The following is a 26919-nucleotide window of genomic DNA, read 5'->3' as shown; positions in this document are numbered from 1 at the left end:
CCGGGCGCGCCCGGCGGCATGGGGAGCGACACCCAAACTCCCGCTCCGCGGCGGGGGCGAAGATGGGGCCGTTCCCCCATGTCCCCGGCGTCGCCGCGCCGCGACGCTGTCCGGATGCGAGACGACGCGCTTTCGGTGATCATCTGCGGCTCCAGCGCCGCCATGGCCGCCTCCGGCTACCTGTCCTGGCTGCGCCAGGAGATCGACCTGCCGCTGCGGGTGCTGCTCACCGCCAGCGCCGAGCGGTTCGTGCAGCCCCAGGTCGCCGCCTGGTACGCCGACGAGGTGTACGCCAGCGGCGACCCGGCCCTGAACCCGACCGAGTTCGCCCGGCGCTCGCTCGGCATCGTGGTCCTGCCGGCGACCGCCGCCACGATCGCCGCCGCGGCACTCGGCCTGGCCGGCACCCCCGCGCAGACCGCCCTGCTGGCCAGCGAACGCCCGGCGATCTTCTTCCCGAGCATGAACAGGTCGATGTGGACGAAGAAGACCACCCGGCGGCACGTGGAGGCGCTGCGCGACGAGGGCCACACCGTCGTCGAACCGCAGGAGCGGGTGATCTTCGAGCTGTGGCGACGGGAGAACGCCCTCGGCATCGCCATGCCCCCGCCGGACGCCGTGGCCGAACTCGTGGTGAGCTGGCTGGAGAGCATCCTGGCCGGCGACTCCGAGGAGCCGACCGACAAACAAGGTCATTAAGTAAAGTCAATGTAAAAAGTGCGTCTAACCACAATCGGGAATTCCCCACTAGGCTTCGACCTGTTCCTTTCGTCTCGCAGCCAGAAGGGGATCGACATGGGAATCGCACGGATGGCCGCGCAATTGACGGCCGTAACCACCGCTGTCGTCGGGCTGAGCGTGGCGACCGCCGGCCCCGCCGCGGCCACGGAGTCAGGCTCCTGGCGGGCCTACGGCAACACGAACCCGATCACCTCCAGCCCCAGCACGTGGCACTGCGCCGGCACCAAGACGGTGGTCACCAACGTGCTCGCCCAGGTCTGCGCGATCAGGTCGGCAGGCGGGGGAGCCGTGCAGGCGGCGGTCATCGTGCGCAACAACCGATCGAGCCTCTACTCCGTGACAGCAGCGATGGACCTGTACACCTCCTCGGGCGCCTACCTGGGCGACTGGGTCTGCTCGTCGTCGGGGGTCGGGGCGAACTCGTGGTCGGTGTGCTTCGGGCGGACCCTCACCCAGAGCAGTCCGGTGAACTCGATCGGCGCGGTCAGCGGTGTGGACCTCGGCCAGTCACCGAACGTCTGAACCCGAACCCTGAGTCCCGTCGGGGCGCTGGCCAGTGGCCGGCCGGTGGGTCAGCCGGCCACGGTCTGCGCCTCGTCGGCACCGGCCTCCTCTCCGGCGCGGCCGCAACAGGCGGCGGCCAGGGTCCGCGACCTCGCCGGGGCGGCCGGTCAGGCAGGATGGCGGGATGGGACGGGCGACTGACCGGCGGAACGTGCTGCGGATCGACCTCGACGCGGCCGACCCGGCCCGCGTCGCGACCCGCCGACCGGACAGCCTCTCCGTCGAGGAGCCGCTGGAGATCCGGGTCGGGCCCGCCGGACCGGGCCGGCGGCGGCCGTTGGCGGTGACCATGCGCACCCCCGGCGACGACCTGGACCTGGCGATCGGGTTTCTGCTCACCGAGGGGCTCATCCGCGGCGACGCGGACGTGCGCACCGCGCAGCTCTGCGCCGGCCCGGACACGCCGAACACCTACAACGTGGTCGACGTGGTGCTCGCCCCCGGCGTGCCCGAGCCGGCCGCCGACCCGACCCGCAACTTCTACACCACCAGCTCCTGCGGGGTCTGCGGCAAGGCCAGCATCGACGCGGTGCGGACCCGCTCGCCGTACGCCGTCGCGGACGACCCGCTCACCGTGCCGGCCGCCCTGCTGGCCGAGCTGCCGGACCGGCTGCGTGCCGCCCAGCGCCACTTCGACCGCACCGGCGGGCTGCACGCGGCCGGGCTGTTCACCGGCGACGGGGAGCTGGTGGTGCTACGCGAGGACGTCGGCCGGCACAACGCCGTCGACAAGGTCGTCGGATGGGCCGTCCGGCAGGGCCGTCTGCCGTTGGCCGGGCACCTGCTGCTGGTCTCCGGCCGGGCGAGCTTCGAGCTGACCCAGAAGGCGTGGATGGCCGGGCTGCCGCTGCTCGCGGCGGTCTCGGCCCCCAGCACCCTGGCCGGTGACCTGGCCGAGGAGGCGGGCATGACCCTGGTCGGCTTCCTGCGCGGCCGGACCATGAACGTCTACACGGGCGCCCACCGGATCGGGCCGGTGGACCAGACCAGCGTCAGCGGGGGCTGACAAAGGGCAGGCCCTGGCGACCTCGTGCGTCGCCACACCGAGCGCGGCGGTGCTCTTGCCGCGCGCCGGCTCTTCCGCACCCCGTGGATCGATCAGGTCGCCGCCACCCGGGCGCGGGCCAGGTGGGCGCGGCGGAACAGCGCGAGCACGGCGGTGCCGACGAAGGCCAGGCCGCCGACCGCCACGGCAGCCGCCCGCGTACCCGACTGGTCCTGCACCGCGCCGGCGATGGCCGCGCCGCACCCGGACCCGATCGCGAACAGCGTCACCAGCCACGCGAACGCCTCGACGATCGTCCCGGGCGGCGCCAGCTCGTCGATCAGCGAGAACGCGATGACCAGCAACGGCGGCAGGAAGAACCCGGCGACGAACACGATCACCACCATCGCCCACACCGGCGCCAGCGACGCGACCAGCAGGTAGGCCCCGCCGAGACAGGCGCTCAACACGATGACCCGGCTCGTGGCGGTGCTCTTCCATCGGACGCGACCCGTGACGAGCGCGCCGGCCAGCGCTCCGACAGCGGAAACACCCAGCAGCATGCTCGCACCGCCCCACACGGTGCGCTGCTCCGCGTACGAGACCATGATGATGCTGAGAGCGCCGATCGGCACCACCGTGGCTCCCACGCCGACCAGCAGCAGCACGAGCAGCGGGCTGCGCAGCGGGCCGAGCAGCCCGGCGTTGCCGGGGGCGCCCCGCCAGAACCGCGACGGCCCCGACGACGCGAACAGCGCGGTGCCCGCCAGGCACAGCGCAGCCGTCAGCACCAGCGCCACGGCAGGCGACCACACCGCCACGGTCGCGGCAACCAGCACCGGGCCGGCCACGAAGATGATCTCCTGGCCGACCGAGTCCAGCGAGTACGCCCGTTGCAGGTTCTCCGGCCCGACCAGCCCGGGCCACAGCGCACGCAGGCAGGGCTCCAACGGCGGCGTGGCGAAGCCGGTCACCGCCATGCCGGCCAGCACCACGGCCCGGTTGTCGGGTTGCAGCGCCACCGCCACCACGGCGGCCGACGACGCCACCGCGGCGAGCACCAGCACGGAGGTCTGGCCCCGCCGGTCGACGAGCCGGCTCAACACCGGGCCGCCGACCGCCTGGGACACGGTGAGTGCCGCCAGGGCCGCCCCGATGAACCGGAAGTCGATGCCGTGTTCCCGCAGCGTCAGGGTCAACGCCAGCGCGACCATCGAGGTGGGAAGGCGTCCGACGACGGCGGCCAGCAGCAACCGGGCGACGGACGAGCGGCGGAGCAGGTCGAGATAGCTCAAGGGGTTCCTTCGCAGGGTCAACCGTGCTGGTCGAGCAACTCCTCGACGCGGGCGAACAGCTCGCGCAGGTTCGGCTCGGCGGTGAGGGCATGTGCCTCGGGCAGACTCAGCCAGCGCAGCGCGGCGGCCGGCTGCTCGGGCCGGGCCCGCTCGGGTTGCCCGGTGGCCAGCACGAACCGCAGGTCGGCGTGCTCGTGGGCGGGCTCGGTGGCGCTGGCCGGCACGGGCAGGACCACCACCTGCCGGACCGCGCCGTCCGGCCAGCACACCAGGTCGTCGAGGCTGGTCTCCTCCGCCCCCTCGCGCAGCACGACGTCGAGCGGGTCACGCTCGCCGGGGTCCCCGTGGCCGCCGATCTGCAACCAGGACCGCATCCGGACGTGCCACCGCAGCAGCACGCGCCGGGTCGGCGGATGGACGACCAACGCCGACGCGGTGACGTGCAGCGGCAGCTCACGGGACCAGGGGTCACCAGCCGCCACGAGGTCCAGGACCCGGCGCACGTCGGCGCTCTCGGCGGCGGTGCGCGGCCGGTAGCCGGCGAGCAGTGCCGCGATCGGCGCCGGTGCGGTGTGGTGCATGTGCGGCTCCTGCGGTGCCGGGATCCGGAACGGGTCATCGTATCGAGCCGGAGTCCGTCGCAGGTGGACCTATCCGCACGCGGCGACGACCGGCGATGGCGGCGGCCGGCGGTGGCGGCCGGTTACTCACCAGTTGTTATGGCGATGCTCACGCCACTGTGGATATCGTCGCCCCATCGCGCCGTGCCACGATCGACACACGCTCAGTGAGCGCAGACGTGTCAGCGGTTGTGGGGGGACATGCGCGTCGGCATGCAGCATCGAGCTGGTTTCGGGCAGTGGCTCCGGGCGCTGCGGGACACCCGCGGCCTCACCCAGGAGGAGCTGGCCGAGGCGTCCGGCTCCAGCGTCCGCACCATCCGGGAGATGGAACGCGGCCGGGTCCGCACACCCCAACGTCGTACGGTCGCACTGCTCGCCGACGCGCTCGGCCTGGCGGGCGCGGACCGCGACCGCTTCGTCGGGCTGGCCCGCGCCGGGCACCGCCCGCAGCCCGACCCAGGGGTCGTCGCCGCGGCCCCGGTGCTCCCCTCGGAGCTACCCGCCGCCGTGCCGAACCTCGTCGGCCGGGAGGCCGAACTCACCGTGCTGGCCCGGCTCACCACCGGAGTCACCGACGGCAGCGCCACGACCGCCTCCGTCGTCGTGCTGCACGGCCCGCCCGGCACCGGCAAGAGCAGCCTCGCCGTCGCCGCCGGCCACCGCCTCGGCACCGCGTTCACGGACGGCCAACTCTTCCTCGACCTGCACGGCACCGCGCTCACCGACACCGTGCGGGCCGACGGCGCGCGGGTCGACGGCGCGCGGGTCGACACCCGGCGGGTCGACACGGGGCGGACCGGCGGTGCGTTCGCCGGCATCGTCGATCCGGCCGAGGCGCTGGCTGGGCTGCTGCGCTCGCTCGGAGTGCCCGAGGAGGCGATCCCGGGTCAGCCGGAGCAGCGCGGCCGGCTGTTCCGCACCCTCACCCGGGACCGGCGGCTGCTGATCGTGGTGGACGACGCCGCTGACGAGGCCCAGGTACGCCCGCTCCTGCCGGCCGGGCGGCACTGCCTGACCCTGGTCACCAGCCGGCGACCACTGACCGGGCTCACCGGCGCCGTCCGCGTCCCCGTCGGGCTGCTCGCCCCGGATGCCGCCTGGCGGCTGCTCGCCTCGATCACCGGCGAGGACCGGCTGGCCGCCGACCCGACGGGCACGGCCGAACTGGTGGAACTCTGCGGCCGGCTGCCGCTGGCGATCCGGGTCGCCGGAAACCGGTTGGCCAGCCGACCGGGCTGGCCCGTCGGCCAACTCGTCGCCCAACTCGCCGACCCACGCCGCCGGTTGACCGCGCTGACCGCCGGGGACCTCGACGTCCGGGCGACGTTCGACGTGTCGTACCGCCGGCTCGGCGCGACGATCGCCGGGGTCTTCCGGCGGGCGTCCCTCGTGCCGGGGGCGGAGTTCGACGCCGGCCTACTCGCCGCCGTCACGCACGTCGACGTCGAGAGCGCGGCGGCCGCCGCCGAGGAACTGGTCGACGCCGGCCTGCTGCTGCCCCGGGGCGACCGGTACACCTTCCACGGCCTGACCCGCATCTACGCCCGCGAACGCCTCGCGCTGGAGGAGTAAGGAAGGGCCCCCTGTTAACGCCTGAGGTAGAGAAGGGTCCCCTTCTCACACCCGGGCGGGCGCGACGCAGGCGGGCGCGGGCGCAGCACCGCATGCTCGGCGTGGACGGCAGAGCGGTGGGTCCCACCGGGTGCCCGCCCGATGGGACCCACCCGTGGTGGGAAGCTGAGGTCAGGAGCAGGTGGCGCCGTTCAGGGCGAACGGGGCCGGGTTGGTGGGGGCCCCGTCGGCCGTGAAGCCGAAGCTCACCGAGCCACCGGACGCGATCGTCGCGTTGTGGTTCTCGTTGCTGACCGTGACGGTCGCGCCGGTCTGCTGGAAGACGCCGTTCCAGTGCCCCTGCACGACCTGGCTCCCGCCGAACGTCCAACCCACGTTCCAGCCGGTGACCTGCGGGCCGTCGTTGTAGACGGTGACGGCCGCCTCGTAGCCGGTGCCCCAGGAGTTGACGACGGCGAAGGACACCCGGCAGGTGGCGGCCGTCCCGGTGACCGGCACGATGTCGCCGAAGTCGTCCCGGGCGGTAGCGAAGTCCTGGAACCCGAACCCGGGCCCCGCCGAGCGGGTCGTGGTGCCGGCGGCCAGGACGGTGCCGTTGGCGTTGACGGCGTACACCGGGCCGCCGCTGTCACCGCTGCGGGCCGACTCGTCGCCGTCGAGCTGGGTGGCCTCGACCAGGTCCTCCCGGTCGTCGTAGTGGAACTGCACCTCAAGGTTGCAGACCGGGACGCCGATCTCCCAGGCCGAGGTCGCCCCGGACTGGCACAGGATCTGGCCGGGGAACACCTCGGTCCAGCCGACCACCCGGGCCTTCACCTCGTCGTTCGAGCCGCCGACGTAGAGCCAGCCGCCGGCCGACGGGGTGCTGATGAGCATCGTGTCGTGGTCGGTGTTCTTGTGGGTCTGCACGCCGATCGGCTCGCCCTGACCGTCGCTCCACTGCGACCCCACCGAGCCGCAGTGCCCGGCGCTGAGCAGGTGGTTGGTGCCGGTCGCCACCTCGCGCACGCCGAAGCCGACGGTGCAGCCGGCACCGGAGTCGTTCCAGATCCGGGCCCCGCCGTTCCAGGGCGCGGAGTCGTCCTCACGCGAGCGGGGAACCAGCGGGTCCCGCTCGACGATCGTGGTGCGCACCCCGGTCGCCGGCAGCTTCGGCAGCGCCGCGTCGGCGTCATCGACGGCGATCTCGATGCCCGAACCGTCGGTACGCAACCGCACGTCGTGCGCCGAGTCGCGCGCGTCGCCGTCCACCACGGGCGCGATCCGCGCGGCTGCGGCGGCCAGCTCGGTCTTGGCGTACGCCGCCTTGGCGACCTCGACCGGCGCGATCCGGCGGGCGACGGCGACGGCCGAGGCGACGTCGGCCGGGAGGTTGCCCTTCCACCAGAGCGTGACGTGGTCGCCGACCAGCCCGATCCCGGCGTACCCGCGCGAGGGGGCGCGCTCGACGGCGGCCCGCAGCCCGGTCGCCGCGTCGACCAGCGGCACCTGCGCGATCATCCGGTCCCGGGTGCCGCCCGGGATCAGGTCGAGGATCGTCGTGCCGCCCGCCCCCGGGGCGGGGGCGGCCTGCGCGGGGGCGGGGGCCGCCGCCGGGCCGGCCAACGCGGTGGCACCGGCGAGGACCCCTGCGGCGAGGAGGCGAGAGGTCACCTTCCAGGTTCGTTTCATGACTGAGAGTCAACCCACGACGGTACGCCCGAACCAGGCAGGACGGGCGGCAGGAGGCTCCTGCCGCCCGTCCTGCCGGCCGCCTCCACGGCTCACCCGACGAGCACTTTCATGATCGTCTGTCGTTTTCAGACACTCCCGCCGGCGTGTCGTCTCACCCTGCAGCAGACGATCAAGGACCCACCGAGGGCGACGACACGGCCAGGAGGGACTGGGCCCAACGGCGCGCGCCGGATTCCGGGGCGGTCTCGCAGTAGCGGCGGAAGAGACTGCGACTCTCCTCGCGGCGGATGCCGCCGAACAACTTCGGTGGGGCGAACCAGGGCAGGTCGGGGCTCGGCCGCCAGGCAGCCGCCAGCGCGGCCCCGCCGTCACTCGGCGACTCCAACGCGAAGTAACACTCGTCCACCCTCATCGCCATGGCCGCACCCAGGCACATCACGCAGGGCTCCAGGCTCACCGCGAGTCGCACCGGGTACGGACGGCGACGCCAGCCCAATGCCTCGTCGGCCTGCATCATGGCGAGCAGATCGGCGTGCACGAGTCGCCGCCCGCTCGTCCGCTCCTGCGTGTACGCCCGACCGATGATCTCGTCGCCCAGCAGCACCACCGCCCCGATGGGCTGCTCGCCGGCAGCCAGCCCCTCCTCGGCGACCTCCAGCGCGGCCCCTACCAACTCGTCCGGAGTCATCCTCGAACCCTATCGATCGACGACCCTCTACACCGGATACAAGCCAACAGGCCGTCCACACCGACCTGCACCAACGCCATGCGTGGGATACCGACAGGAGCAGGGGCGCAAAGCAGGGGCAAAGAGCACACACACCAACCCCCTGCGACGCCCGGACCACCCCCGCGTGTGCGGGGAGCAGGAAGGCGCTGAGGGGGTCAGCTCCACCACGGTGGGACCACCCCCGCCTACGCGAGGAGCAGACTTCTTGGCCTGGAGCACTGAAGATCAAGCGTGCAGTCTTCCTTCACTTGCCTGCGCAAGATCGACTGCTGCCTCACACCATTCTCGGCCGCTTCGGGCCGCGCACAGCATACGACGGAACCGAATCGATGCGGGTGTGCCACAAAGCCTGAGAACACGACACCACTCCGCGACAGACAAACGCGCAGCAACAGCCACCGCCCCCCTCTGAGACAGACGATGAATCCGAGCCACGCATAGATCTTGGTGCATTTCGGCCCCCAGAGGGGCCGTTTCCCACCAAGATCTACCGCTTGAGAAGCGAGCCGGAGCGGGCGGGCCCCGGCGAACCCCCACCCACACCAAGCGACAAGCACACGGAGCAGGCCAGACGACACGACGAGCGAACCGACCAGCATCCGCCTGACGAATCAGGGATCACGGCGACGTCGACGGCGACGGAGCACCCCCGGGGGACGGTTCGCCGGCCAGCCGTCGAGCTGCGACGGCGGCACCCCGCGACGCAGCAGGTCGTCGAGGAGCAGGCCGAGCGAGTAGTTCGGATGCGCCTCCAGCACCCGTTCCAACGCCACCGCCGCCAGTGCCCCCTGCCCCGCCCGCCAGCAGGCGAAGGCGAGCAGGGAGCCCGGGGCGGCGATCAGGTCCCGCTCGGCGCGGCGCAGGACGTCCGTCCAGAGGGCGATGTCCCGGTCCCGCCCGTCGGTGCGTTCCCAGGCGTGGTCCCGAACGGGCAGGTGGGTCAGCAGCAGGGTCAGCCAGGCCACCTCGTCGTCGGTGAGCCGCTCTCCCCGGCGGCTCCCCCGCAGGGCACCACGAACGGCGTCGACGCCGGCCCGGCGCAGTGCCCGGCCGCCGAGCAGGTCGGCCTCGCCGGCTGCGGTGATCAGGGCGTCCAGCTTGCGTTCGGCGCGGTCGACCGCGTGGCGCATCGCCACCCGTGCCGGGCCGCCGAAGGGGGCCACCTGCGCGGTCAGGGCCGCCCGGTCGGGCAGCGCCACCTGGCCGGCGAAGACGGCCGCCGCGCTGACCTCGCTGGTGCCGGTGTCGTACGGGGTGCCGTCGGGCGGGCAGCAGGCCGGATCGTCGCACAGGTACGACCAGTAGCGGCCGCCGGTGACCCGCAGCGCGTCGAGCACGGCCAGCCCTGCCGCGGTCAGCGAGTCGCGTACGGCGTCGACGGCGGGGGTGACCCCTGAGGCGTCGCCGTAGCCGAGCACGGTGGCGGACTCGGCCCCCTGCCGGGCGATCACGCCGGCCAGGTGGACGGCCGGGTCCAGCGGGTCATCGCCGGGGCCGGGCAGGTCGGCCCGGGCGGCGAAGACGATCCGCCGGCCCTGCAGGGCGACCACCACCACGCTGTCGGCGGGGTGGAAGCCGAGCAGGTAGGGCACGGCGGCGATGAGGTCGGCGGGGGAGCGGACGGTGAGCCGGGCGGGATCGGTGCGGGTCATGCAGGCAGCGTGGGCCGGGCGGGATGCCCTCCGGGGGGCCTGTGGATGACACGCCGAGTTGTCCACACTACTCACAGTATTCGAGCAGTTCAGCGCGGTGTGCCAGCGGTGTCTCGACGGCGCGGAGGAGAGGCAGGCCGCACGGCAGGGCGGGGCAGCGGCTACCTTGCGCACATGGACCTGGCGTACCTGCGGGCGCATCCGGAGCACCTCCCGACGTTCCTCACCCACCAGCGGATCCGGGAGACCCCGGTGGCCGGCGGGGACGTCTGCGCGGCGTCCCGGTTGACCCTGGACGACGGGCACTCGGTCTTCGCGAAGACGTGGCCCGCGGAGCGGGCGGGGCGGCCGGTGCCGGAGGGCTTCTTCGCGGCCGAGGCGGCGGGGCTGCGCTGGCTGCGGGAGGCCGGCGCGGTGGCCGTACCGGAGGTGGTGGTGGCGCTGCCGGAGCTGCTGGCGCTCGACTGGGTGGAGCCCGGCGGGCCGACGCCGGAGGCGGCCGAGCGGTTCGGCCGGGAGTTGGCCGCGCTGCACCGCGCCGGGGCCCCCGCGTTCGGCGCGGAGTGGGCCGGCTTCGTCGGCGCGCTCCCCCAGGACAACACGCCCGACGACGGCCCCTGGCCGGCGTGGTTCGCCCGTCGGCGGCTGCTGCCGTACCTGCGGATGTCGGTCGACTCCGGCGCGCTCACCGCCGCCGAGACCGCCCTGGTCGAGCAGGTCGTCGAGCGGGTCGGCGAGTTGGGCGGCGACGAGCCGCCGGCCCGGGTGCACGGCGACCTGTGGCCGGGCAACGTGCTCTGGGGGGCCGACGGGCGGGCGTGGCTGGTCGACCCGGCCGCGCACGGCGGCCACCGGGAGACCGACCTGGCCCAGTTGGCGCTCTTCGGCGGCCCGCCGCACCGCGAGCGGATCATGGCGGCCTACCGGGAGGCGTGGCCGCTGGCCGACGGGTGGCGCGAGCGGGTGCCGCTGCACCAGTTGCACCTGCTGCTGGTGCACACCGCCCTGTTCGGCGCGGCGTACCGCGATGCGGTCGGTGCCGCCGCCCGGGACACCCTGCGTGGGGCGGGGCGCGCTACCGTCGAACGGTGACCGCCGCGCGAGGGACCGACGGCGTCCTCGTCGACCGGTACGGCCGCGTCGCCCGGGACCTGCGCGTCTCGCTGACCGACAAGTGCAACCTGCGCTGCACCTACTGCATGCCGGCCGAGGGGCTGCCCTGGCTGGCGGGGCCGCAGCTGCTGAGCGACGACGAGATCGTCCGGCTGGTGCGGGTGGCGGTGGAGCGGCTCGGGGTGACCGAGGTGCGGTTCACCGGCGGGGAGCCGCTGATCCGTCCCGGGGTGGTCGGCATCGTCGCGGCGGTGGCCGCGCTGGAGCCCCGGCCCCGGATCTCGCTGACCACGAACGGGCTCGGTCTCGACCGGCTGGCCCCGGCGCTGCGGGCCGCCGGCCTGGACCGGGTGAACGTGTCGCTGGACACCCTCGACGCCGCTCGGTTCGCCCGGCTGACCCGGCGCGACCGGCTCGCGGACGTCCTCGCCGGGCTGGCCGGGGCCGCCGCCGCCGGGCTCACCCCGGTCAAGATCAACAGTGTGCTGATGCGGGGCGTCAACGACGACGAGGCCCCCGCGCTGCTCCGCTTCGCCCTGGCCCACGGCTACGAGCTGCGGTTCATCGAGCAGATGCCGTTGGACGCCCAGCACGGCTGGGACCGGGCCGCGATGGTCACCGCCGACGAGATCCTCGCCACCCTCCGCGCCGGAGCCGGCCCGGACACCGGGGCCGGCCTCCGCCCCGAAGCCGGCCCGGACACCGAGGCCGGCCTCCGCCCCGAAGTCGGCCCGCCCACGGCAGCCGACCCGCACACCGGGGCTAGCCTGCCCCGTACCGGCTTCGACCTGACCCCCGACCCGGCCGAGCGGGGCGCGGCCCCCGCCGAGACCTGGCTGGTCGACGGCGGTCCCGCCCGGGTCGGGGTGATCGGCAGCGTCACCCGGCCGTTCTGCGGCGACTGCGACCGCACCCGGCTCACCGCCGACGGGCAGGTCCGGGCGTGCCTCTTCGCCACCGAGGAGTCCGACCTGCGCGGCGCGCTGCGGGCCGGGGCGGACGACGACGAGCTGGCCCGGCGGTGGCGGGCGGCGATGTGGGGCAAGCGGGCCGGGCACGGCATCGACGACCCGACGTTCCTCCAGCCGGCCCGGCCGATGTCCGCGATCGGCGGGTGACCGGTGCGCCACGACGTGCCCGACCAGCTCACCATCCGTTACTTCGCCGGTGCGCGGGCCGCCGCCGGCACGGCCGAGGAGACCGCATCCGCCGGCCGCAGCCTGGACGAACTCACGGACGAACTGACACGACGGCACGGCGAGCGCCTCGCCGCCGTGCTGAGGGTGGCGAGTTTCCTGGTCGACGGCGTGACCTGTCACGATCGCCGGACACCGCTGCCGGCAGGGGCGACGATCGACGTGCTGCCGCCGTTCGCGGGCGGCTGAGGAGGCTCGGTGTTGGCGGTTGTGGCTCTGGTGGGCTTCGTGCTGGTCGTGATCGGCCTCATCCACCTCTACCTGTGGAAGCGCCTGGTCGCGGACACCACCACGTCCCGGCGGCTGCGCCGGGCCGGCGTGATCGCGGCGGCGCTGCTCACGCTGCTCGTGCCCGCCACGATGGCCGGCACCCAGAACGGCCTGTACTGGCTGGCCTGGCCCGGGTACGTGTGGCTGGCCCTGATGTTCTACCTGCTGGTCGCGCTGGCCGTGCTGGAGGTGCCGATGCTGGTCGCCCGGCGGATGCTGCGCCGCCGGGCGGTCGCTGCCGAGCCGGCCGCCGCCGCGCCCGAGCCGGTGCTCGTCGGGGCGTCCGGTGCCGCCGAGCCGCCGGCCGCCGAGGCCGTCGACCAGCCCGACCACGACCCGTCCCGCCGGCTGCTGCTGGCCCGCAGCGCGGCGATCTTCGCGGGCCTCACGGCCGCGGGCACCGTCGGGTACGGGGTGCGCAACGCCCTCGGCCCGCCCCGACTGGACCGGGTGCAGATCCCGCTGGCGAAGCTCCCGCGCGGCATGGACGGGCTGCGGATCGCCACCGTCTCCGACATCCACCTCGGCCCGCTGCGCGGCCGGGCGCACACCGAGCGCATCGTCGCGATGATCAACCGGTTGGACGCCGACCTCGTCGCGGTCGTGGGTGACCTGGTCGACGGTTCGGTCGCCGAGCTGGGCGAGGCGGCGGCCCCACTGGGCGACCTGCGCTCCCGCTACGGCAGCTTCTTCGTCACCGGCAACCACGAGTACTACTCCGGCGTGGAGGAGTGGGTGCGGGAGGTGGACCGGATCGGCCTGCGGGTGCTCCAGAACGTCCGCCAGGAGATCCGCACCCCGGCCGGGGTGCTCGACCTCGCCGGGGTGAACGACGTCACCGCCGCCGGGACCGGGCTGGCCGCCCCCGCCGACTTCGCCGCCGCGCTCGGCGGCCGGGACCCGAGCCGCCCGGTGGTGCTGCTGGCCCACCAGCCGGTGGCGGCCGTCGAGGCCGCGAAGTTCGGCGTGGACCTGCAGCTGTCCGGGCACACCCACGGCGGCCAGATGGTGCCGTTCAACCTGGCCGTCCGGCTCCAGCAGCCGGTCGTGTCCGGCCTCGGCGAGGTCGACGGCACGAAGGTGTACGTCACCAACGGCGCCGGCTTCTGGGGGCCGCCGGTGCGGGTGGGGGCGAACCCGCAGATCACCCTTGTGGAGCTGCGCACCCCCTGAAGGGCTTAGCGCGCCCTCGCCCCGGTGTCCAGACAAGGATTGCTCAGGTCACGCGTACGCGTGGCGGCGGGCGGGCGTCGGGGCGGGCGTGACAGGATGCGGCGTGCTCCCGTTCAGCGCCGTACCCCCGGCCGGCCCCTCGCCGTTCGTCGCGGACCTGCACATCCACTCGAAGTACTCGCGCGCGTGCAGCCGCGACCTGACCACGCCGAACCTCGCCTGGTGGGCCCGGCGCAAGGGCATCGGGGTGCTCGGCACCGGCGACTTCACCCACCCCGCCTGGTACGACCACCTGCGCCAGACGCTGCACCCGGCCGAGCCGGGCCTGTACCGCCTCTCCCCCGAGACGGAGCGGGACGTCGCCCGCCGGCTGCCGCCCCGGCTGGCCAGCGAGGCGGAGGCGGACCCGGTCCGGTTCATGCTCAGCGTGGAGATCTCCACGATCTACAAGCGGGACGACCGCACCCGCAAGGTGCACCACCTGGTCTACCTGCCCGACCTCGACGCGGTGGAGCGGTTCAACACCACCCTCGGCCGGATCGGCAACATCGCCTCCGACGGGCGGCCCATCCTCGGCCTCGACAGCCGGGACCTGCTGGAGATCACCCTGGAGGCCAGCCCGGACGGCTACCTCGTGCCGGCGCACATCTGGACGCCGTGGTTCTCGGCGCTGGGCTCGAAGTCCGGCTTCGACGCGATCGCCGACTGCTACGCCGACCTGGCCGGGCACATCTTCGCGGTGGAGACCGGGCTGTCGTCGGACCCGGAGATGAACTGGCGGGTCGGCAGTCTCGACCGCTACCAGCTCGTGTCCAACTCGGACGCCCACTCGCCGCCCGCCCTGGCCCGCGAGGCGACGGTCTTCGCCACGGGCCGCGACTACTTCGCGATCCGCGAGGCGCTGCGCACCGGCGACGGGCTCGCCGGCACCATCGAGTTCTTCCCCGAGGAGGGCAAGTACCACGCCGACGGGCACCGGCTCTGCGGCGTCAACTGGTCGCCGGAGCGGACCCGGGCGGCCGGCGGTCGCTGCCCCGAGTGCGGCAAGCCGCTCACCGTCGGGGTGCTCAGCCGCGTCGAGGAGCTGGCCGACCGGCCCGAGGGGCACCGGCCGGCCCACGCCCGGGACGTCACCCACCTGGTGCCGCTGGCGGAGATCCTCGGCGAGCTGAACCACGTGGGCCCGAAGTCCAAGAAGGTCGAGGGGAAGCTCAACGACCTCGTCGCCGCGCTCGGCCCGGAGCTGGAGATCCTGACCCGCGCCCCGCTCGACGAGATCGGCCGGGTCGGCGGGGAACTGCTCGCCGAGGGCATCGGCCGGCTGCGCCGGGGCGACGTGCGCCGGGTGCCCGGCTACGACGGCGAATACGGGGTGATCACCCTCTTCGACCCGGCGGAGCTGGGCGCGAAGGGGACGGGGGCGCAGGCGGAGACGCTGTTCGACGTACCCGTGCCGGCGCAGCGACCGGCCGCGGAGCCGGCGGCGAAGGCGAAGCGCCCGACCGCCGCGAAGGCCGAGCCGAAGCGGAAGCCCGCCCCACCGGCCCCGCCGCCGCCGATCCCGCCGCAGCCCTCCCCGCACGAGCCGTTCGAGCCGATGCTCGCCGGGATGGAGGAGGTCGGCACCGGGCTGCTGGACCGGCTGGACGCGATGCAGCGGGTTGCCGCGTCCGCGCCGGGCGGCCCGCTGCTGATCGTCGCCGGCCCGGGCACCGGCAAGACCCGCACGCTGACCCACCGGATCGCCTACCTGTGCGCCGAGCTCAACGTGTTCCCGGAGCGCTGCCTCGCGATCACCTTCACCCGGCGGGCCGCCGAGGAGCTGCGGCACCGCCTCGACGGGCTGCTCGGGCCCGTCGCCGAGGACATCACCGTCGGCACGTTCCACTCGCTGGGCCTCACCATCCTGCGGGAGAACGCGGGCATCGCCGGGCTGCCGGCCGACTTCCGCATCGCCGACGACGCCGAGCGGACGGCGGCCAAGACGGAGGCGGGGGAGGACCAGGCGGCCTACACCGCGCTGCTGCGCAAGCGGGACCTGGTCGACCTCGACGACCTGCTCACGCTGCCGGTGGAGCTGCTGCGCGCGGACCGGAAGCTGGTGCAGCGCTACCGGGACCGCTGGCAGTGGATCTTCGTGGACGAGTACCAGGACGTCGACGCCGTCCAGTACGAGCTGCTGCGGCTACTCAGCCCCGCCGACGGCAACCTGTGCGCGATCGGCGACCCCGACCAGGCGATCTACTCGTTCCGGGGCGCGGACGTCGGCTACTTCCTGCGCTTCTCGCAGGACTTCACCGACGCCCGGCTGGTGCGGCTCAACCGCAACTACCGCTCGTCCGCGCCGATCCTCGCCGCCGCCGTGCAGGCCATCGCGCCGTCGTCGCTGGTCCGGGGCCGCCGGCTCGACCCGGCCCGGCTCGACCCCGAGGCCCCGCTGGTCGGCCGGTACGCCGCCGCGTCCGTCGCCGACGAGGCCGACTTCGTCGTACGCACCGTCGACGACCTCGTCGGCGGCCTGTCCCACCGGTCGCTGGACTCGGGGCGCATCGACGGCCGGTCCACCTCGCTGTCCTTCTCCGACATCGCCGTGCTGTACCGCACCGACGCGCAGGCCGCCCCCATCGTGGACGCCCTGGCCCGCGCCAACGTGCCCGTGCAGAAGCGCTCACACGACCGGCTGCGCGACCGGCCCGGGGTGGCCGCCATCGCCCGGGAGCTGCGGCACGCCGACGGCTCCGGCGGCCTGCCCGCCCGGGTGCGGCTCGCCGCGCAGGCGGTCGCCGACCGGTTCGCCGCGCCCACCCTCGACGGCTCCGGCGTGGTACGCCCCGAGGAGGTCCGCGCCGCCGTCGACCTGCTCACCCCGCTGGCCCGCCGCTGCGGCGACGACCTGGAGCTGTTCCTGTCCCAGCTCGCCACCGGCGCGGAGGTCGACGCCCTCGACCCGCGCGCCGAGGCGGTCACCCTGCTCACCCTGCACGCCGCGAAGGGGCTGGAGTTCCCCGTCGTGTTCCTCGTCGGCTGCGAGGACGGGCTGCTCCCGCTGCGCTGGCCCGGCTCGACGCCCGACGAGGACGCGATCGCCGAGGAACGGCGACTGTTCTTCGTCGGCCTCACCCGCGCCCAGGACCGGCTCTACGTCAGCCACGCGGCCCGGCGTACGCGGCACGGGGCGGAGCGGGACTGCCGGCCGACGCCGTTCCTCGACGTGATCGACCCGGGGCTGTTCGAGCGCCTGGGCGAGGCGGAGCCCCGCCGCCCGAAGGACCGCCAACTCCGCCTGCTGTGAAAGGAAGGGCCCCTTATTAACGCCTGAGGTAGAGAAGGGTCCCCTTCTCACGGCACGGGGGCGGGGCGGGGCGGCTCAGGCGGTGAGGGCCGCCAGCCAGGCGCCGGCGAGCAGGGCCGGCCCGAGCGGCAGCAGGGTGTCCCGGTGGGCCCGGCGGGCGGCCAGCAGGCCGAGCACGGCCAGCCCGTGCAGCACGTGCGGCAGGACCAGCCCGGTCAGCAGCGCCGGCCAGCCCAGCCAGCCGAGCGGCAGCCCCAGCACGGCGGCCAGCTTCACGTCGCCGAAGCCGAGCCGCGAGCCGGGCAGGAGGGCGAGCAGCGCGTACCCGAGGAACGACAGCCCCGCCCCGGCCAGCGGCGCGAGCAGCCGGCCGGGCCGGCCGTCGACCGCCGCCGCCGCGACCAGCCCGGCCGCCGCGCCGAGCGCCGCCAGGCCGACCAGCGGGTCCGGCAGCCGCAGGCAGGCCAGGTCGACCGCCGCGAGCACCAGACCGACCGCCGCCACCGCGAGGAACGCCGGCAGCGCCGGGCCGACGCCGGGCGTGACGGCCAGCCCGCCGAACACCACGGCGGCCACCGCCGCCCAGGCCACCGCCCTCCCCCGGGCCGCCCCGCGCCGACCACGGGCGAGCCGGCTGGGCGCGGGCCGGTCCGGAACAGGCCGGGGTACGCCGGTGAAGCGCCCCGCCAGCCACGGCACGAACGCCCCGGTGACCGCTCCGGTCAGGGCGAGAGCGAGGACTCCGACGGTCGGCCGGCTGGTCAGGGCGAGAACGAGCACGCCGGTGGTGGGCACCGGCCGGACGCTACCGCCGGGCGGGTCGGGTCGCCGTCCCGGTGCGCCGTCCGGGGCGTTCCATGCTGACCACCAGCGCGACCCCGGCGACGATCACCGCGCCGCCGAGCAGCACCTGGGCGGTGATCGGCTCCGCGACCAGCAGCGCGCCGAGCGCGACCGCGACGACCGGGTTCACGTACGCGTAGGTGGACACCAGCGAGATCGGCGCGTGGTGCAGCAGCCAGACGTACGCGGTGAAGGCGACCAGCGAGCCGGCGACCATCAGGTACGCGAGGGCGAGCCAGGACCGGCCGGTGACCTGCCCGAGGTCGAGGTCCCGCAGTTCGCCCCGGGCGGCGGCGAGCACGGTCAGCGCCACGGCACCGGCGACCATCTCGTAGACGGTGGCGACGAACGGATCCGTGGGCATCCGCAGCCGCCCGGCCAGGTAGGACCCGACCGACCAGCAGGTGGCCGCCGCGACCACGGTCAGCGCGCCGGCCAGCGGTGCCGCGCCCGACCCGCCGGTCGGCAGCACGAGCAGGACCAGGCCGAGGAAGCCCAGCGTCACCCCGGCGAAGGTCCACACCCGGGGCCGGTCGCCGCCGAGCGTGCGGAGCAGGACGACCAGCAGCGGAACCGTGGCGACGAGCAGCGCCGCGATGCCGGAGGGCACCGCCGTCCCGGGCGGCCCCGACTCGGCGAGCACCACGAGGCCGTTGCCGCCAGCCAGCAGGAGCACGCCGACGAGTGCGGCGGAGCCGAGCTGCCGCCGGTCGACGCGCAGGGCGCCGGCGCCACGGCGTACCAGGAGAACGAGGGCGAGCACGGCGGCGACCGCGCCGAACCGGAGGCCGGCCGACGCGAGGGCCGGCAGCGACTCCACCGCGACCCGGATGGCCAGGTAGGTGGAGCCCCAGAGGACGTAGACGACGGCCAGCGCCGCCCAGATCAGCGCCGGTCGGGCCGACGGCGCGGCGGCTGCGCCGGTCGGCTCCGGCACGTTCGGTAGGGGTGGCGTAACCCGCCGGGGTGGTGATGTCATCGGTTCGCCACGCTACGGTGACCACGGCGTCGGCGTCCCTGGTTGGTGGCCGGCCTCACCGCTCGGGGTAGGAGGGTGTGCATGTCGAACTACGGACCACCGGGTGAGGGTCCCGCCGGGGCGTGGCCCGGGCGCCGGCCCGACGACGGGTACGGCACGCCGGCCGAGCCGTGGGCGGACGAAGCCTGGGGGGACGACGCCTGGAGGGATCCGGATCCGGCGGATCCATCCCGCCGCCCGGGCACGCCGGAGCCGGGGTACCCGGCGCAGGGCGGCTACCGTCCCGGGCCGGCCCCCTACCCGCAGGGCGGCCATCGGCCCGAGCCGGGCCCGCACCCCGGCTATCCGCCCGAGCCGGGCCCGCGATCCGGCCATCGGCCCGAGCCGGGCCCGTATCCGGGCTATCGGCCCGAGCCGGGCCCGTATCCGACGTACGCCGGGCAGCCGCCCGAGCCGGGTCCCGCCGGGCGGTACGGTCCCCCGCAGCCCGGGCCCCACCCGGCTGACCGGGCACCGTGGCCGGGTGACCCCGGCCGGTCCGCGGCCGGTGCCCGGGAACCGCAGCCCGGCCCGTGGGGCGGGCCGGGTCCCCACGATCCGGGGCACCCCGACGTCTACCGGCCGGCCGGCGTCGGCCCGGCGCACCCCGGGGACCGGTACGCCGACGACCGGCAGGCCCCCGCGCCGTACCCGAGGACGGGCGGAGCGCCGCCGTACCCGGGGGAGCCGGTGCCGCCCTACGCCGCGGGGGGTGCGCCCTCGTATCCCGGGCGGCCCCTGCCGCCGTACCCCGGGGAGGCGGGGCCGCCGGCGGACCGCAAGCGCGGACGCGGTCCGCTGACCGCCGTGCTGGCCACCCTGGTCGTGCTCGCGCTCGTCGGCGGCGCGGCCGTGTGGTATCTGCTGCGGCAGGACGACGATCCGCCGCCCGCGGCGGGCCCCGCCGCGCCCAGCGCCGCTCCGACGGCGGAGGACACCCCGGCGGCGCCGACGACCGCGCCCACCGCCCCGGCACCCGAGTCGTCGGCGGATCCCCGGTTCGTGAAGGTGGGGCAGTGCGTCCGCAACGAGGGGCCGGCTGGCGGCAAGCCCAAGCTGCTGATCAGCCCGTGCGGCCCGAAGACGTACGAGGTGCTGCGCCGGTTCGACGGGCAGACCAGCGGGGAGAAGGACGCCGAGGCGAAGTGCGCCAAGGTGACCGGCTACACCAACTGGTACTTCTTCGACAGCCAGCTGGACACCCTGGACTTCGTGCTCTGCCTGAAGCTCCGCTGATCCGCGCCGAAGCCGCGCTGACGCCGCTCATCCGGTGCCACGCCCTCCGTCCGCCACACCCCTGGGGGAGAGATGTCATCCTTCGGACCACCCGGCTCCGGCGCACCCGACGACCCGTACGCCAGGCCGCCCGCCGGCCCTCCGGCCGACCCGGCCCCGCCGCAGTGGGGGCCGGCACCCGCCGGTGACCAGCCGGGGTACCCGCCGGGCCAGCCGGGCTACCCGCCGGAGCAGCCGGGGTATCCGCCGCCCGGCCCGTTCCCGCCCGGCGGCCAGCCGGGTGGGTACCCGCCCCCTGGCCCCTTCCCGCCGGTCAACCAGCCGGGGCCGGCCGGGCCGTGGGGCCCGCCGCCGCCCCCGGGGTACGGGCCACCGCCCGTCGCCCCGCCCGCGCCGCGCCGGGGCGGCCGGATCGCCCTGATCATCGCCCTGGTGGTCGTGCTGCTGCTCTGCCCCTGCCTCGCCCTGGCCGGGTGGGGGATCTGGCAGGCGGCCGACGACGACGGCTCCGCCGCGCCGACGGTGAACACCTCGACGGTGCCGACGGGCGAGCCGAGCGACGTTCCGACGGCCGCACCGACCACGGCCGAGCCGAGCCCGACCGAGGACGACGACCGGGACTTCGCGAGGGGCGACTGCGTGGTCAACGACGGCACGGACGCCAACGCCGACCTGCGGAAGGTCCCGTGCGGACCGGACACGTACGAGGTCCTGCTGCGCATCCCCGGCACCACGAACGGCGACCGGTGCAAGACGGCGTCGCCGGACGCGACCGCCAACTTCGTCAGCGACAACCCGGTCAACGCCCTCGACTACGTGCTCTGCCTGAAGAAGCGCACCCGCTGAGAGCGGGCCCGCTACCCGAAACTAGGGCTGTCTAGCGTGGACGCTAGACAGCCCTAGTTTTGCCTCGACGGCCGACGACACGCCGGTAGGGTCCTCTACGGATGTCTAGCCCCGCAGCTAGACGGCCCGATACTGTGCAATTCGTGGATCCGATCCGCAACCCGTACGCCCCGGGCGCCGGCCAGCGCCCGCCCGAGCTCGCGGGGCGGGGGCGGGAGCTGGACGTCTTCGACGTCGTGCTGGAGCGCATCGCGCGGGGCCGCCCCGAACGCAGCCTGATGCTCACGGGCCTGCGCGGCGTGGGGAAGACCGTCCTGCTCAACACCCTGCGCTCGCAGGCGATCACCCGCCTCTGGGGCACCGGCAAGATCGAGGCGCGACCCGACCAGTCGCTGCGCCGTCCGGTCGCCGCCGCGCTGCACATGGCGGTGCGGGAGCTGGCCCCCCGGCACCGCGCCCCGGACCGGATCGACGCGTTCCTCGGGGTGCTCAAGGCGTTCGCCCAGCGGTCCGCGCCGACCGGCCGGGCGGGCACGGCACCGAAGCTGCGCGACCGGTGGCAGCCGGGCATCGACGTGCCGGCCGCGACCGGCCGGGCCGACTCGGGCGACATCGAGATCGACCTGGTGGAGCTGCTCAGCGACGCCGCGGCGGTGGCCGCCGACGTCGGCACCGGCATCGCCGTCTTCATCGACGAGATGCAGGATCTCGGCCCCGAGGACGTCTCGGCGCTCTGCGCCGCCTGCCACGAGCTGTCGCAGCTCGGCGCGCCGCTGATCGTGGTGGGCGCGGGCCTGCCGCACCTGCCGGCCGTGCTCAGCGCCGCCAAGTCGTACTCGGAGCGGCTGTTCCGCTACCAGCGCATCGACCGGCTCGACCGGATCGCCGCCGACCAGGCGCTCTGCGCGCCGGCCGAGCGTGAGGAGGTCGAGTACGAGCCGAAGGCCCTCGACCTGCTCTATGAGAAGTCGGGCGGCTACCCGTACTTCGTCCAGGCGTACGGCAAGGCCACCTGGGACCACGCGCCGCGGTCCCCGATCACCGACGCGGACGTGCGGGTGGCCGCCCCCGAGGCGGAGGCCGAGCTGGCGGTGGGCTTCTTCGGCTCCCGGTTCGAGCGGGCCACGCCGGCTGAGCGCGAGTACATGCGCGCCATGGCCACCCTGTCCCTGGTGGAGGGGGACGCGGGCGGCCGGGACGACATGGACGCGGCCGTGCCGACCGCCGAGATCGCCCGCGCGCTCGGGCGCAAGCCGGCGAGCCTCTCCCCGGCGCGGGACGCGCTGATCAAGAAGGGGCTGATCTACTCCGGGGAACGCGGCACGGTCGCGTTCACCGTCCCGCACTTCGGCCGCTACCTGCGCACCCAGCCGGCCTGAGCACGCGCCGGGTGGTCAGACCTTCGACCAGGGCGGCGGGAACAGCACCTCGCCCCGGGGCACGGGGCCGTCCCCGCTGGTGCTGGCGGGCAGGACCAGCGCCTGCCACGGCTCGCCCAGGCCGGACCACGGGCTGGTCAGCCCCATCCGGTCGGCGCGGGTGAAGCCGAACCGCCGGTAGTAGCCCGGGTCACCGAGCACCACCACGAGTCGCTCGCCGAGCTCGGTGGCGGCGTCCAGGGCGGCCTGCACGACGGCCGTGCCGTGCCCGACCCGCTGCCGGTGGGGGGCGACCGCCACCGGGCCGAGGGCCAGCGCCGGGGCGCTCCCGCCGTCGTCGCGGACGTGGACCCGGGTGAGCAGGGCGTAGCCGACCACCTCGCCGCCGTACTCGGCGACCATGGCCAGCTCGGGGATCCAGGCGTCGGTGCCGCGCAGGTCCTCGACCAGCCCCACCTCGGGCGGGGTCGACACGTCCGGGCGGGCGAACCCGGCGGTCAGCACCCGCCGGACGGGGCCGGTGTCCGCCGGGCCCTCGGGCCGCAGCCGCAGAGTCGTCACCCGGGCGAGGTTACCCGCCGGGCCGGTTCCACCACCGACGGTCGCCCCGATCGGCGTGGCGCTGCCCGCCGCGACGGGCCCGCATCGGCGTGGCGTTCCCCTGCGCGACGGGCCTCGATCGACGCGCCGACCCGCGGGCCACGGGCCCGGCGGCGACGTCCACGTTCACCGATCGGATCGGGCCGTTGCAGGGGTAGCGGTGCCCGCGACGGGGTATGACTGACCCATGACACCCGTGCGTTCCCTCGCCCGCGTCATGTTGAGCGGCATCTTCGTGGTCAGCGGCGCCCGCAACTTTCAGCATCCGGGGCGGCTGGTGCCGGCGGCGAAGCCGGTCACCGACCGGGTGACCCCGCTGCTCCAGCAGGTCTCCCCGCGCATCCCCACCGACACCGAGACGTTGATCCGCGCCAACGCTGCCACCCAGCTCGTCGGCGGGCTGATGCTGGCCACCGGGAAGTTCACCCGCCCGGCCGCGCTGCTGCTCGCTGGCACGCTGATCCCGACGACGGCCGCCGGCCATCCCTTCTGGAACAGCACCGACCCGGCCGAACGCATGCAGAACCAGGTCCACTTCCTGAAGAATCTCGGGCTCTTCGGCGGGCTGCTGCTGGCCGCCGCCGACACCGAGGGCAAGCCGGGCCTGCGGTGGCGCGCCGGTCACCGGTTCGGCCACTCGCGACGGTCGGTGGCCCGGGCCGTCCGGACGGCCCGCCGCGAGGCCCGGATCGCCGTACGCTCGGCCGCCACCGCCCGTCGACTGCCGGGCTGACCTGCGGCGCGACCCTCCTCTCCGTTGGCCCGCCCCCACCAACGCCACGAATTACCTGAACCGCCCGGTAGGCGTTAACGCGGTGGAAATGTAAAAAACCAGTGTGGGATCGGACACGGTCGCATAACGCGGGAGGCATCAACGTGAGGCGCCGTTCTAGGCTCCGTGCTGGACCTGGACGGGCAGGACGACCTTGGTATGGGGGTGGCCACGACGTGCCGGCGACCGTCGGACGACGGATGGACCGCCTCGCTCCGGTCCGTCGCGCGACCCGTGGGGTGGACCGCAGGACGGCGGTGCGCGCCGGTGTGATCGCCACCGTCGCGTACGCGGCGTGGCTCGCGATCGGCGCCTTCGGGCGGCCGTACAACTTCTTCGACATGAAGATCTACCACGGCGCGGTGGTGTGGTGGGCGAACGGCAACGAGCTGTACGAGTTCATCGCCCCCTCCACCACGCTCGGCTTCACCTACCCCCCGTTCGGCGCGCTGGTGATGCTGCCCATGGCGCTGGTGCCCGTCAACGTCGCCGGTTGGCTGAACGCCGTGGCCAGCATCGGCGCGCTGGCCCTCGTCCTGGCCGGTCTGCTGCGGCCGATCGTCGACCGGCTGGGCTGGCCGTTGTGGTACACGGTGGGCATCGCGACGCCGATGGCGATCGCCATCGAGCCGGGGCGCGAGACCCTCGGCTACGGGCAGGTCAACCTGCTGCTGTTCGCCCTGATCATGGCCGACCTGATCGGGCTGCGCTGGCGGGCCCGGCGGGGCACCCGGTTCGACGACGCGGCCGGGCCGCTGCGGCGGTTCGTGTTCAGCGGGGCGTGGGCCGGGGTCGGCATCGGCCTGGCCACCGCCGTCAAGCTGACCCCGGCGCTCTTCGTCGTGTACCTCGTGATCACCCGGCAGTGGCGGGCGGCGGCCACGGCGGTCGGCACCACGATCGGGGTGACCCTCGCCGGCTTCGCGCTGGTCGGCACCGAGTCGCGGGCCTACTTCGGCGGCGTGCTCTGGCAGACCGAGCGGGTCGGCGCGGCCGACATGACCCCGAACCAGTCCCTCGCCGGCCTGCTGGCCCGGCTCTACGACTCGATCGAGACCCCGGGGCTGCTCTGGCTGTCGTTCTCGGTGCTGGTGCTCGCGCTCGGGCTGTCCCGGGCCGTCAGCGCGCGCGCCGACGGCGACGAGCTGACCGCGTTCACCCTGGTCGGGCTCACCGCGAACGTGGTCAGCCCGATCTCCTGGTCGCACCACCTGGTCTGGGTCATCCCGGCGGTCATCGTCCTGGCCGACGCCGCGCTGCGCCGCCGCGAGGCGAGCCGGGGCGTGGCGCAGCGGCCCGGCCAGGCGTCGTCCTACGGCGGGCTGCCCGGGGTCAACGGGCTGCGCCCGCCGATCTGGTATCCGACGCTGACCGGCCTGCGGCACGGCGTGGCGGCGGTGGGGCTCTACCTGCTGTTCCTGATCTCGCCCATCTGGCCGTACGAGCACCAGCTCCCCGAGGTGTCGCACTACCAGGACGGCCTGTTCGGCGCGCTGATGGAGAACTCGCTGGCCGTGGCGCTGATCGTGCTGGTCGCCGCGCTGCCGTGGCGGCCGGGCGCCGAGCCGGCCTTCTACGCCGACCGGTTCGGCCGCGCCGCGAGCGCCGTCAGGGGCAGTTGACCCACTCCTCGGTGCCGTCCGCGAACACCTGCCGCTTCCAGATCGGCAGCCGCGCCTTCACCTCGTCGACGAGCCGGGCGCAGGCGGCGAACGCGGCCGCCCGGTGCGCGGTGCTCACCGCCGCCACCAGGGCCGCGTCGCCGATGACGAGCGGGCCGACGCGGTGCGACACGGCGACCGCGTAGACGTCGGGGTCGGCGGCGATCTCGGCGGCGACCTCCCGGAGCACGGCGGCGGCGCTCGGGTGCCCCTCGTACTCCAGGCTGAGCACCGCGCGACCGTGGTCGTGGTCGCGGACCACGCCCTGGAACGACACCACCGCCCCGGCCCGCCGGTCGGCGACCGCCGCCTCGTGCGCCGCCAGGTCCAGCGGCTCGGTGGTGACCGTGCCGAAGACGGTCGGCTCCTCGATCGTCACCGGGTGCACCCTTCTCACGGACACGACCGCTCCCCGGGCAGCAGCGGCAGCGGCACGACCGGCACCCGCGCGCCCGGCTCGCCGGTGCTGCCGGGGCGGATGACCGCGAAGCCGTCCGCGCCGGCCAGCCCGCGCAGCATGGCCGACCCGACGTGCCGGACCGGGTGGGCGGTGCCGGCGACCCGGTCCAGCCGGACCAGGGCCAGGTGGGTGTAGTCGCCCCGCCCCGGCACGGCCTCGGCCAGCGTGGCGTGCGGCAGCACCGGCATCGGCCGGCCCTGCAGGCCCGCCAGCAGCGGCGCGACCAGCGAGACGAGCGCGACGATCGCGGACTGCGGGTTGCCGGGCAGGCCGGCGACGAAGCGGACCCGGCCGTCCGGGTCGACCAGCCGGGCCAGCAGCATGGGGAAGCCGGGGCGGACCGCGACCGTGTTGACCACGTAGTCCGCGCCGAGCGCCTCCAGGGTGGGGTGCAGGTGGTCGACCGGGCCGTGCATCGTGCCGCCGGTGGTGCAGACCAGGTCGGCGGTGGCCAGTGCCGCGCGCAGGGCCGCCACGTGCGCCGGCAGCGTGTCGGCCACCGGGCCGACGACGTCGGCCGGGCGCACCTGGCAGCCGTACCGGCGCAGCCACGCCGGCACGGCCGGCCCGAGGGCGTCCCGCACCCGGCCGGCGGCCGGCGGCCCCGACGTCAACAGCTCGTCGCCGAAGACCAGCAGCGCGGCGCGGGGCGACCGGCGCACCCGCAGCGTGTCGTGGCCGCAGGAGGCGGCCAGTCCGATCACCGCCGGGTCGACCGGGGTGCCCGCCGGGAGCAGCTCCTCACCGGCGCGTGCCTCCTCGCCGGGCTCGCGCCACTCGGGGCTCGGCCGGGGGGTGCCGGCGACCCGGCCGTCGGCGGTGCGGGTGGACTCCTCGACCCGCAGGATCGCGGTGACCCCCTCGGGCACCATCGCGCCGGTGGCGATCTCGACGGTGGTGCCGTCGTCGGTCAGCGGGGCCGGGCTGCCACCGGCCAGCACCCGGCCGACGACCGACCACGGACCGTCCCCGCGCACCGCCCAGCCGTCCACGCTGGAGGTGGGGAAGGCGGGCAGGTCGGTGCGGGTGGTCAGCGGCTCGGCGAGGGTGTGCCCGTCGGTGTCGGCGAGCGGCCGGCCGACGGCGGGCAGCGCGGCGGCGAGGCCGACGGCGTACACCCGGGAGCGGGCCTCCTCCCAGCCGGCCGGCGGCGGTACGGCGACCTGTTCCGCGGCGGACGCGGTTTCCGTGCTCACCGGCCGAGCCTATCGTCGGCCGGCGGGA

Annotated in this window: 23 protein-coding genes and 2 pseudogenes; 15 read left to right on the top strand and 10 right to left on the bottom strand. The window is 74.9% G+C overall.

The genetic code is table 11. The annotated features are described in order from the left end of the window. Window positions 1-114: 114 nt before the first annotated feature. From ACVMYR_RS04650 to fdhD, 3 genes are all read left to right on the top strand, one after another. Complete coding sequence (locus ACVMYR_RS04650) at window positions 115-699, top strand: flavoprotein (RefSeq protein WP_228986405.1); 585 nt, start codon at window positions 115-117, stop codon at window positions 697-699. 96 nt (window positions 700-795) lie between these two features. Further along, on the top strand, window positions 796-1263 hold the full coding sequence (locus tag ACVMYR_RS04645; protein WP_457121157.1) for a hypothetical protein: 468 nt from the start codon (window positions 796-798) through the stop codon (window positions 1261-1263). Window positions 1264-1429: 166 nt separating this feature from the next. Beyond that, window positions 1430-2311, top strand: coding sequence for a formate dehydrogenase accessory sulfurtransferase FdhD (fdhD, locus tag ACVMYR_RS04640; protein ID WP_431892949.1), 882 nt, complete (start codon window positions 1430-1432; stop codon window positions 2309-2311). A gap of 92 nt (window positions 2312-2403) precedes the next feature. Here fdhD and ACVMYR_RS04635 read toward each other — a convergent pair whose 3' ends face one another. Continuing rightward, on the bottom strand, window positions 2404-3585 hold the full coding sequence (locus ACVMYR_RS04635; RefSeq protein ID WP_396789181.1) for an MFS transporter: 1182 nt from the start codon (window positions 3583-3585) through the stop codon (window positions 2404-2406). A 17-nt stretch (window positions 3586-3602) separates the two neighbouring features. Then, entirely contained in the window at window positions 3603-4166 is a 564-nt protein-coding gene (locus ACVMYR_RS04630) for an NUDIX hydrolase (protein ID WP_077935313.1), read from the bottom strand. Window positions 4167-4418: 252 nt separating this feature from the next. Here ACVMYR_RS04630 and ACVMYR_RS04625 point away from each other — a divergent pair, with 252 nt between their 5' ends. After that, complete coding sequence (locus ACVMYR_RS04625) at window positions 4419-5780, top strand: helix-turn-helix domain-containing protein (protein WP_457121156.1); 1362 nt, start codon at window positions 4419-4421, stop codon at window positions 5778-5780. Window positions 5781-5951: 171 nt separating this feature from the next. On the opposite strand, the gene ACVMYR_RS04620 is transcribed toward ACVMYR_RS04625, so the two are convergent. The 3 genes from ACVMYR_RS04620 to ACVMYR_RS04610 all read right to left on the bottom strand — a co-directional run bounded on the left by ACVMYR_RS04620 (window position 5952) and on the right by ACVMYR_RS04610 (window position 9836). After that, window positions 5952-7451, bottom strand: coding sequence for a cellulose binding domain-containing protein (locus ACVMYR_RS04620; RefSeq protein WP_457121155.1), 1500 nt, complete (start codon window positions 7449-7451; stop codon window positions 5952-5954). A gap of 172 nt (window positions 7452-7623) precedes the next feature. Further along, the gene (locus ACVMYR_RS04615) at window positions 7624-8142 is read right to left on the bottom strand and encodes a nucleoside deaminase (protein ID WP_431892938.1); all 519 of its coding nucleotides are present in this window, start codon (window positions 8140-8142) and stop codon (window positions 7624-7626) included. Window positions 8143-8795: 653 nt separating this feature from the next. Further along, on the bottom strand, window positions 8796-9836 hold the full coding sequence (locus ACVMYR_RS04610; RefSeq protein WP_091275896.1) for a DUF4192 domain-containing protein: 1041 nt from the start codon (window positions 9834-9836) through the stop codon (window positions 8796-8798). 174 nt (window positions 9837-10010) lie between these two features. On the opposite strand from ACVMYR_RS04610, the gene ACVMYR_RS04605 reads away from it, so the two are divergent. The 6 genes and pseudogenes from ACVMYR_RS04605 to ACVMYR_RS04580 all read left to right on the top strand — a co-directional run bounded on the left by ACVMYR_RS04605 (window position 10011) and on the right by ACVMYR_RS04580 (window position 16880). Next, the gene (locus ACVMYR_RS04605) at window positions 10011-10928 is read left to right on the top strand and encodes a fructosamine kinase family protein (RefSeq protein WP_457121154.1); all 918 of its coding nucleotides are present in this window, start codon (window positions 10011-10013) and stop codon (window positions 10926-10928) included. Next, window positions 10925-11593: pseudogene (locus ACVMYR_RS04600) on the top strand (radical SAM protein); the annotation flags it as partial. The gene ACVMYR_RS04605 and the pseudogene ACVMYR_RS04600, both read left to right, overlap by 4 nt. Window positions 11594-11737: 144 nt before the next feature. Next, window positions 11738-12067, top strand: a pseudogene (locus ACVMYR_RS04595) (GTP 3',8-cyclase MoaA); the annotation flags it as partial. A gap of 3 nt (window positions 12068-12070) precedes the next feature. Beyond that, window positions 12071-12334 (top strand): MoaD/ThiS family protein, encoded by a 264-nt coding sequence (locus ACVMYR_RS04590; RefSeq protein WP_077935319.1) that lies wholly within the window; start codon window positions 12071-12073, stop codon window positions 12332-12334. A gap of 9 nt (window positions 12335-12343) precedes the next feature. Continuing rightward, window positions 12344-13588, top strand: coding sequence for a metallophosphoesterase (locus ACVMYR_RS04585; protein WP_077935320.1), 1245 nt, complete (start codon window positions 12344-12346; stop codon window positions 13586-13588). A gap of 103 nt (window positions 13589-13691) precedes the next feature. Further along, on the top strand, window positions 13692-16880 hold the full coding sequence (locus ACVMYR_RS04580; protein ID WP_457121153.1) for a UvrD-helicase domain-containing protein: 3189 nt from the start codon (window positions 13692-13694) through the stop codon (window positions 16878-16880). A gap of 75 nt (window positions 16881-16955) precedes the next feature. On the opposite strand, the gene ACVMYR_RS04575 is transcribed toward ACVMYR_RS04580, so the two are convergent. Together ACVMYR_RS04575 and ACVMYR_RS04570 are read right to left on the bottom strand one after the other, a co-directional pair. Next, window positions 16956-17675: a prepilin peptidase gene (locus tag ACVMYR_RS04575; protein WP_457121152.1), complete on the bottom strand. Its 720-nt coding sequence runs from the start codon at window positions 17673-17675 to the stop codon at window positions 16956-16958. Between the two features lie 10 nt (window positions 17676-17685). After that, complete coding sequence (locus tag ACVMYR_RS04570; RefSeq protein ID WP_457121151.1) at window positions 17686-18660, bottom strand: EamA family transporter; 975 nt, start codon at window positions 18658-18660, stop codon at window positions 17686-17688. An 819-nt stretch (window positions 18661-19479) separates the two neighbouring features. Between ACVMYR_RS04570 and ACVMYR_RS04565 the strand changes: the two genes are divergently transcribed. From ACVMYR_RS04565 to ACVMYR_RS04555, 3 genes are all read left to right on the top strand, one after another. Continuing rightward, on the top strand, window positions 19480-19977 hold the full coding sequence (locus ACVMYR_RS04565; RefSeq protein WP_091276244.1) for an LppU/SCO3897 family protein: 498 nt from the start codon (window positions 19480-19482) through the stop codon (window positions 19975-19977). A 417-nt stretch (window positions 19978-20394) separates the two neighbouring features. Continuing rightward, entirely contained in the window at window positions 20395-20823 is a 429-nt protein-coding gene (locus ACVMYR_RS04560) for an LppU/SCO3897 family protein (RefSeq protein WP_457121297.1), read from the top strand. A gap of 143 nt (window positions 20824-20966) precedes the next feature. Continuing rightward, window positions 20967-22202 (top strand): AAA family ATPase, encoded by a 1236-nt coding sequence (locus ACVMYR_RS04555; protein WP_457121150.1) that lies wholly within the window; start codon window positions 20967-20969, stop codon window positions 22200-22202. Window positions 22203-22217: 15 nt separating this feature from the next. Here the strand turns inward: ACVMYR_RS04555 and ACVMYR_RS04550 are convergent, their stop codons facing one another. Then, window positions 22218-22763 (bottom strand): GNAT family N-acetyltransferase, encoded by a 546-nt coding sequence (locus ACVMYR_RS04550; RefSeq protein WP_431973895.1) that lies wholly within the window; start codon window positions 22761-22763, stop codon window positions 22218-22220. 226 nt (window positions 22764-22989) lie between these two features. Between ACVMYR_RS04550 and ACVMYR_RS04545 the strand changes: the two genes are divergently transcribed. Further along, window positions 22990-23535 carry a DoxX family protein gene (locus tag ACVMYR_RS04545; protein ID WP_091275912.1) on the top strand — a complete coding sequence of 182 codons (546 nt, stop codon included), beginning with the start codon at window positions 22990-22992 and terminating at the stop codon, window positions 23533-23535. 215 nt (window positions 23536-23750) lie between these two features. Further along, window positions 23751-25196, top strand: coding sequence for a glycosyltransferase 87 family protein (locus ACVMYR_RS04540; protein ID WP_077935325.1), 1446 nt, complete (start codon window positions 23751-23753; stop codon window positions 25194-25196). Here the strand turns inward: ACVMYR_RS04540 and ACVMYR_RS04535 are convergent. Further along, window positions 25183-25608, bottom strand: a complete 426-nt coding sequence (locus tag ACVMYR_RS04535) for a molybdenum cofactor biosynthesis protein MoaE (RefSeq protein ID WP_091276250.1) — start codon at window positions 25606-25608, stop codon at window positions 25183-25185. The genes ACVMYR_RS04540 and ACVMYR_RS04535 overlap by 14 nt on opposite strands. A gap of 20 nt (window positions 25609-25628) precedes the next feature. Beyond that, entirely contained in the window at window positions 25629-26891 is a 1263-nt protein-coding gene (locus ACVMYR_RS04530; RefSeq protein WP_431892921.1) for a molybdopterin molybdotransferase MoeA, read from the bottom strand. Between the last annotated feature and the right edge of the window lie 28 nt (window positions 26892-26919).

Source organism: Micromonospora sp. PTRAS2 (genome assembly GCF_054052245.1).
Note: the sequence above shows the minus strand (reverse complement) of the source record. Positions and strands in the feature narration are given on the sequence as shown.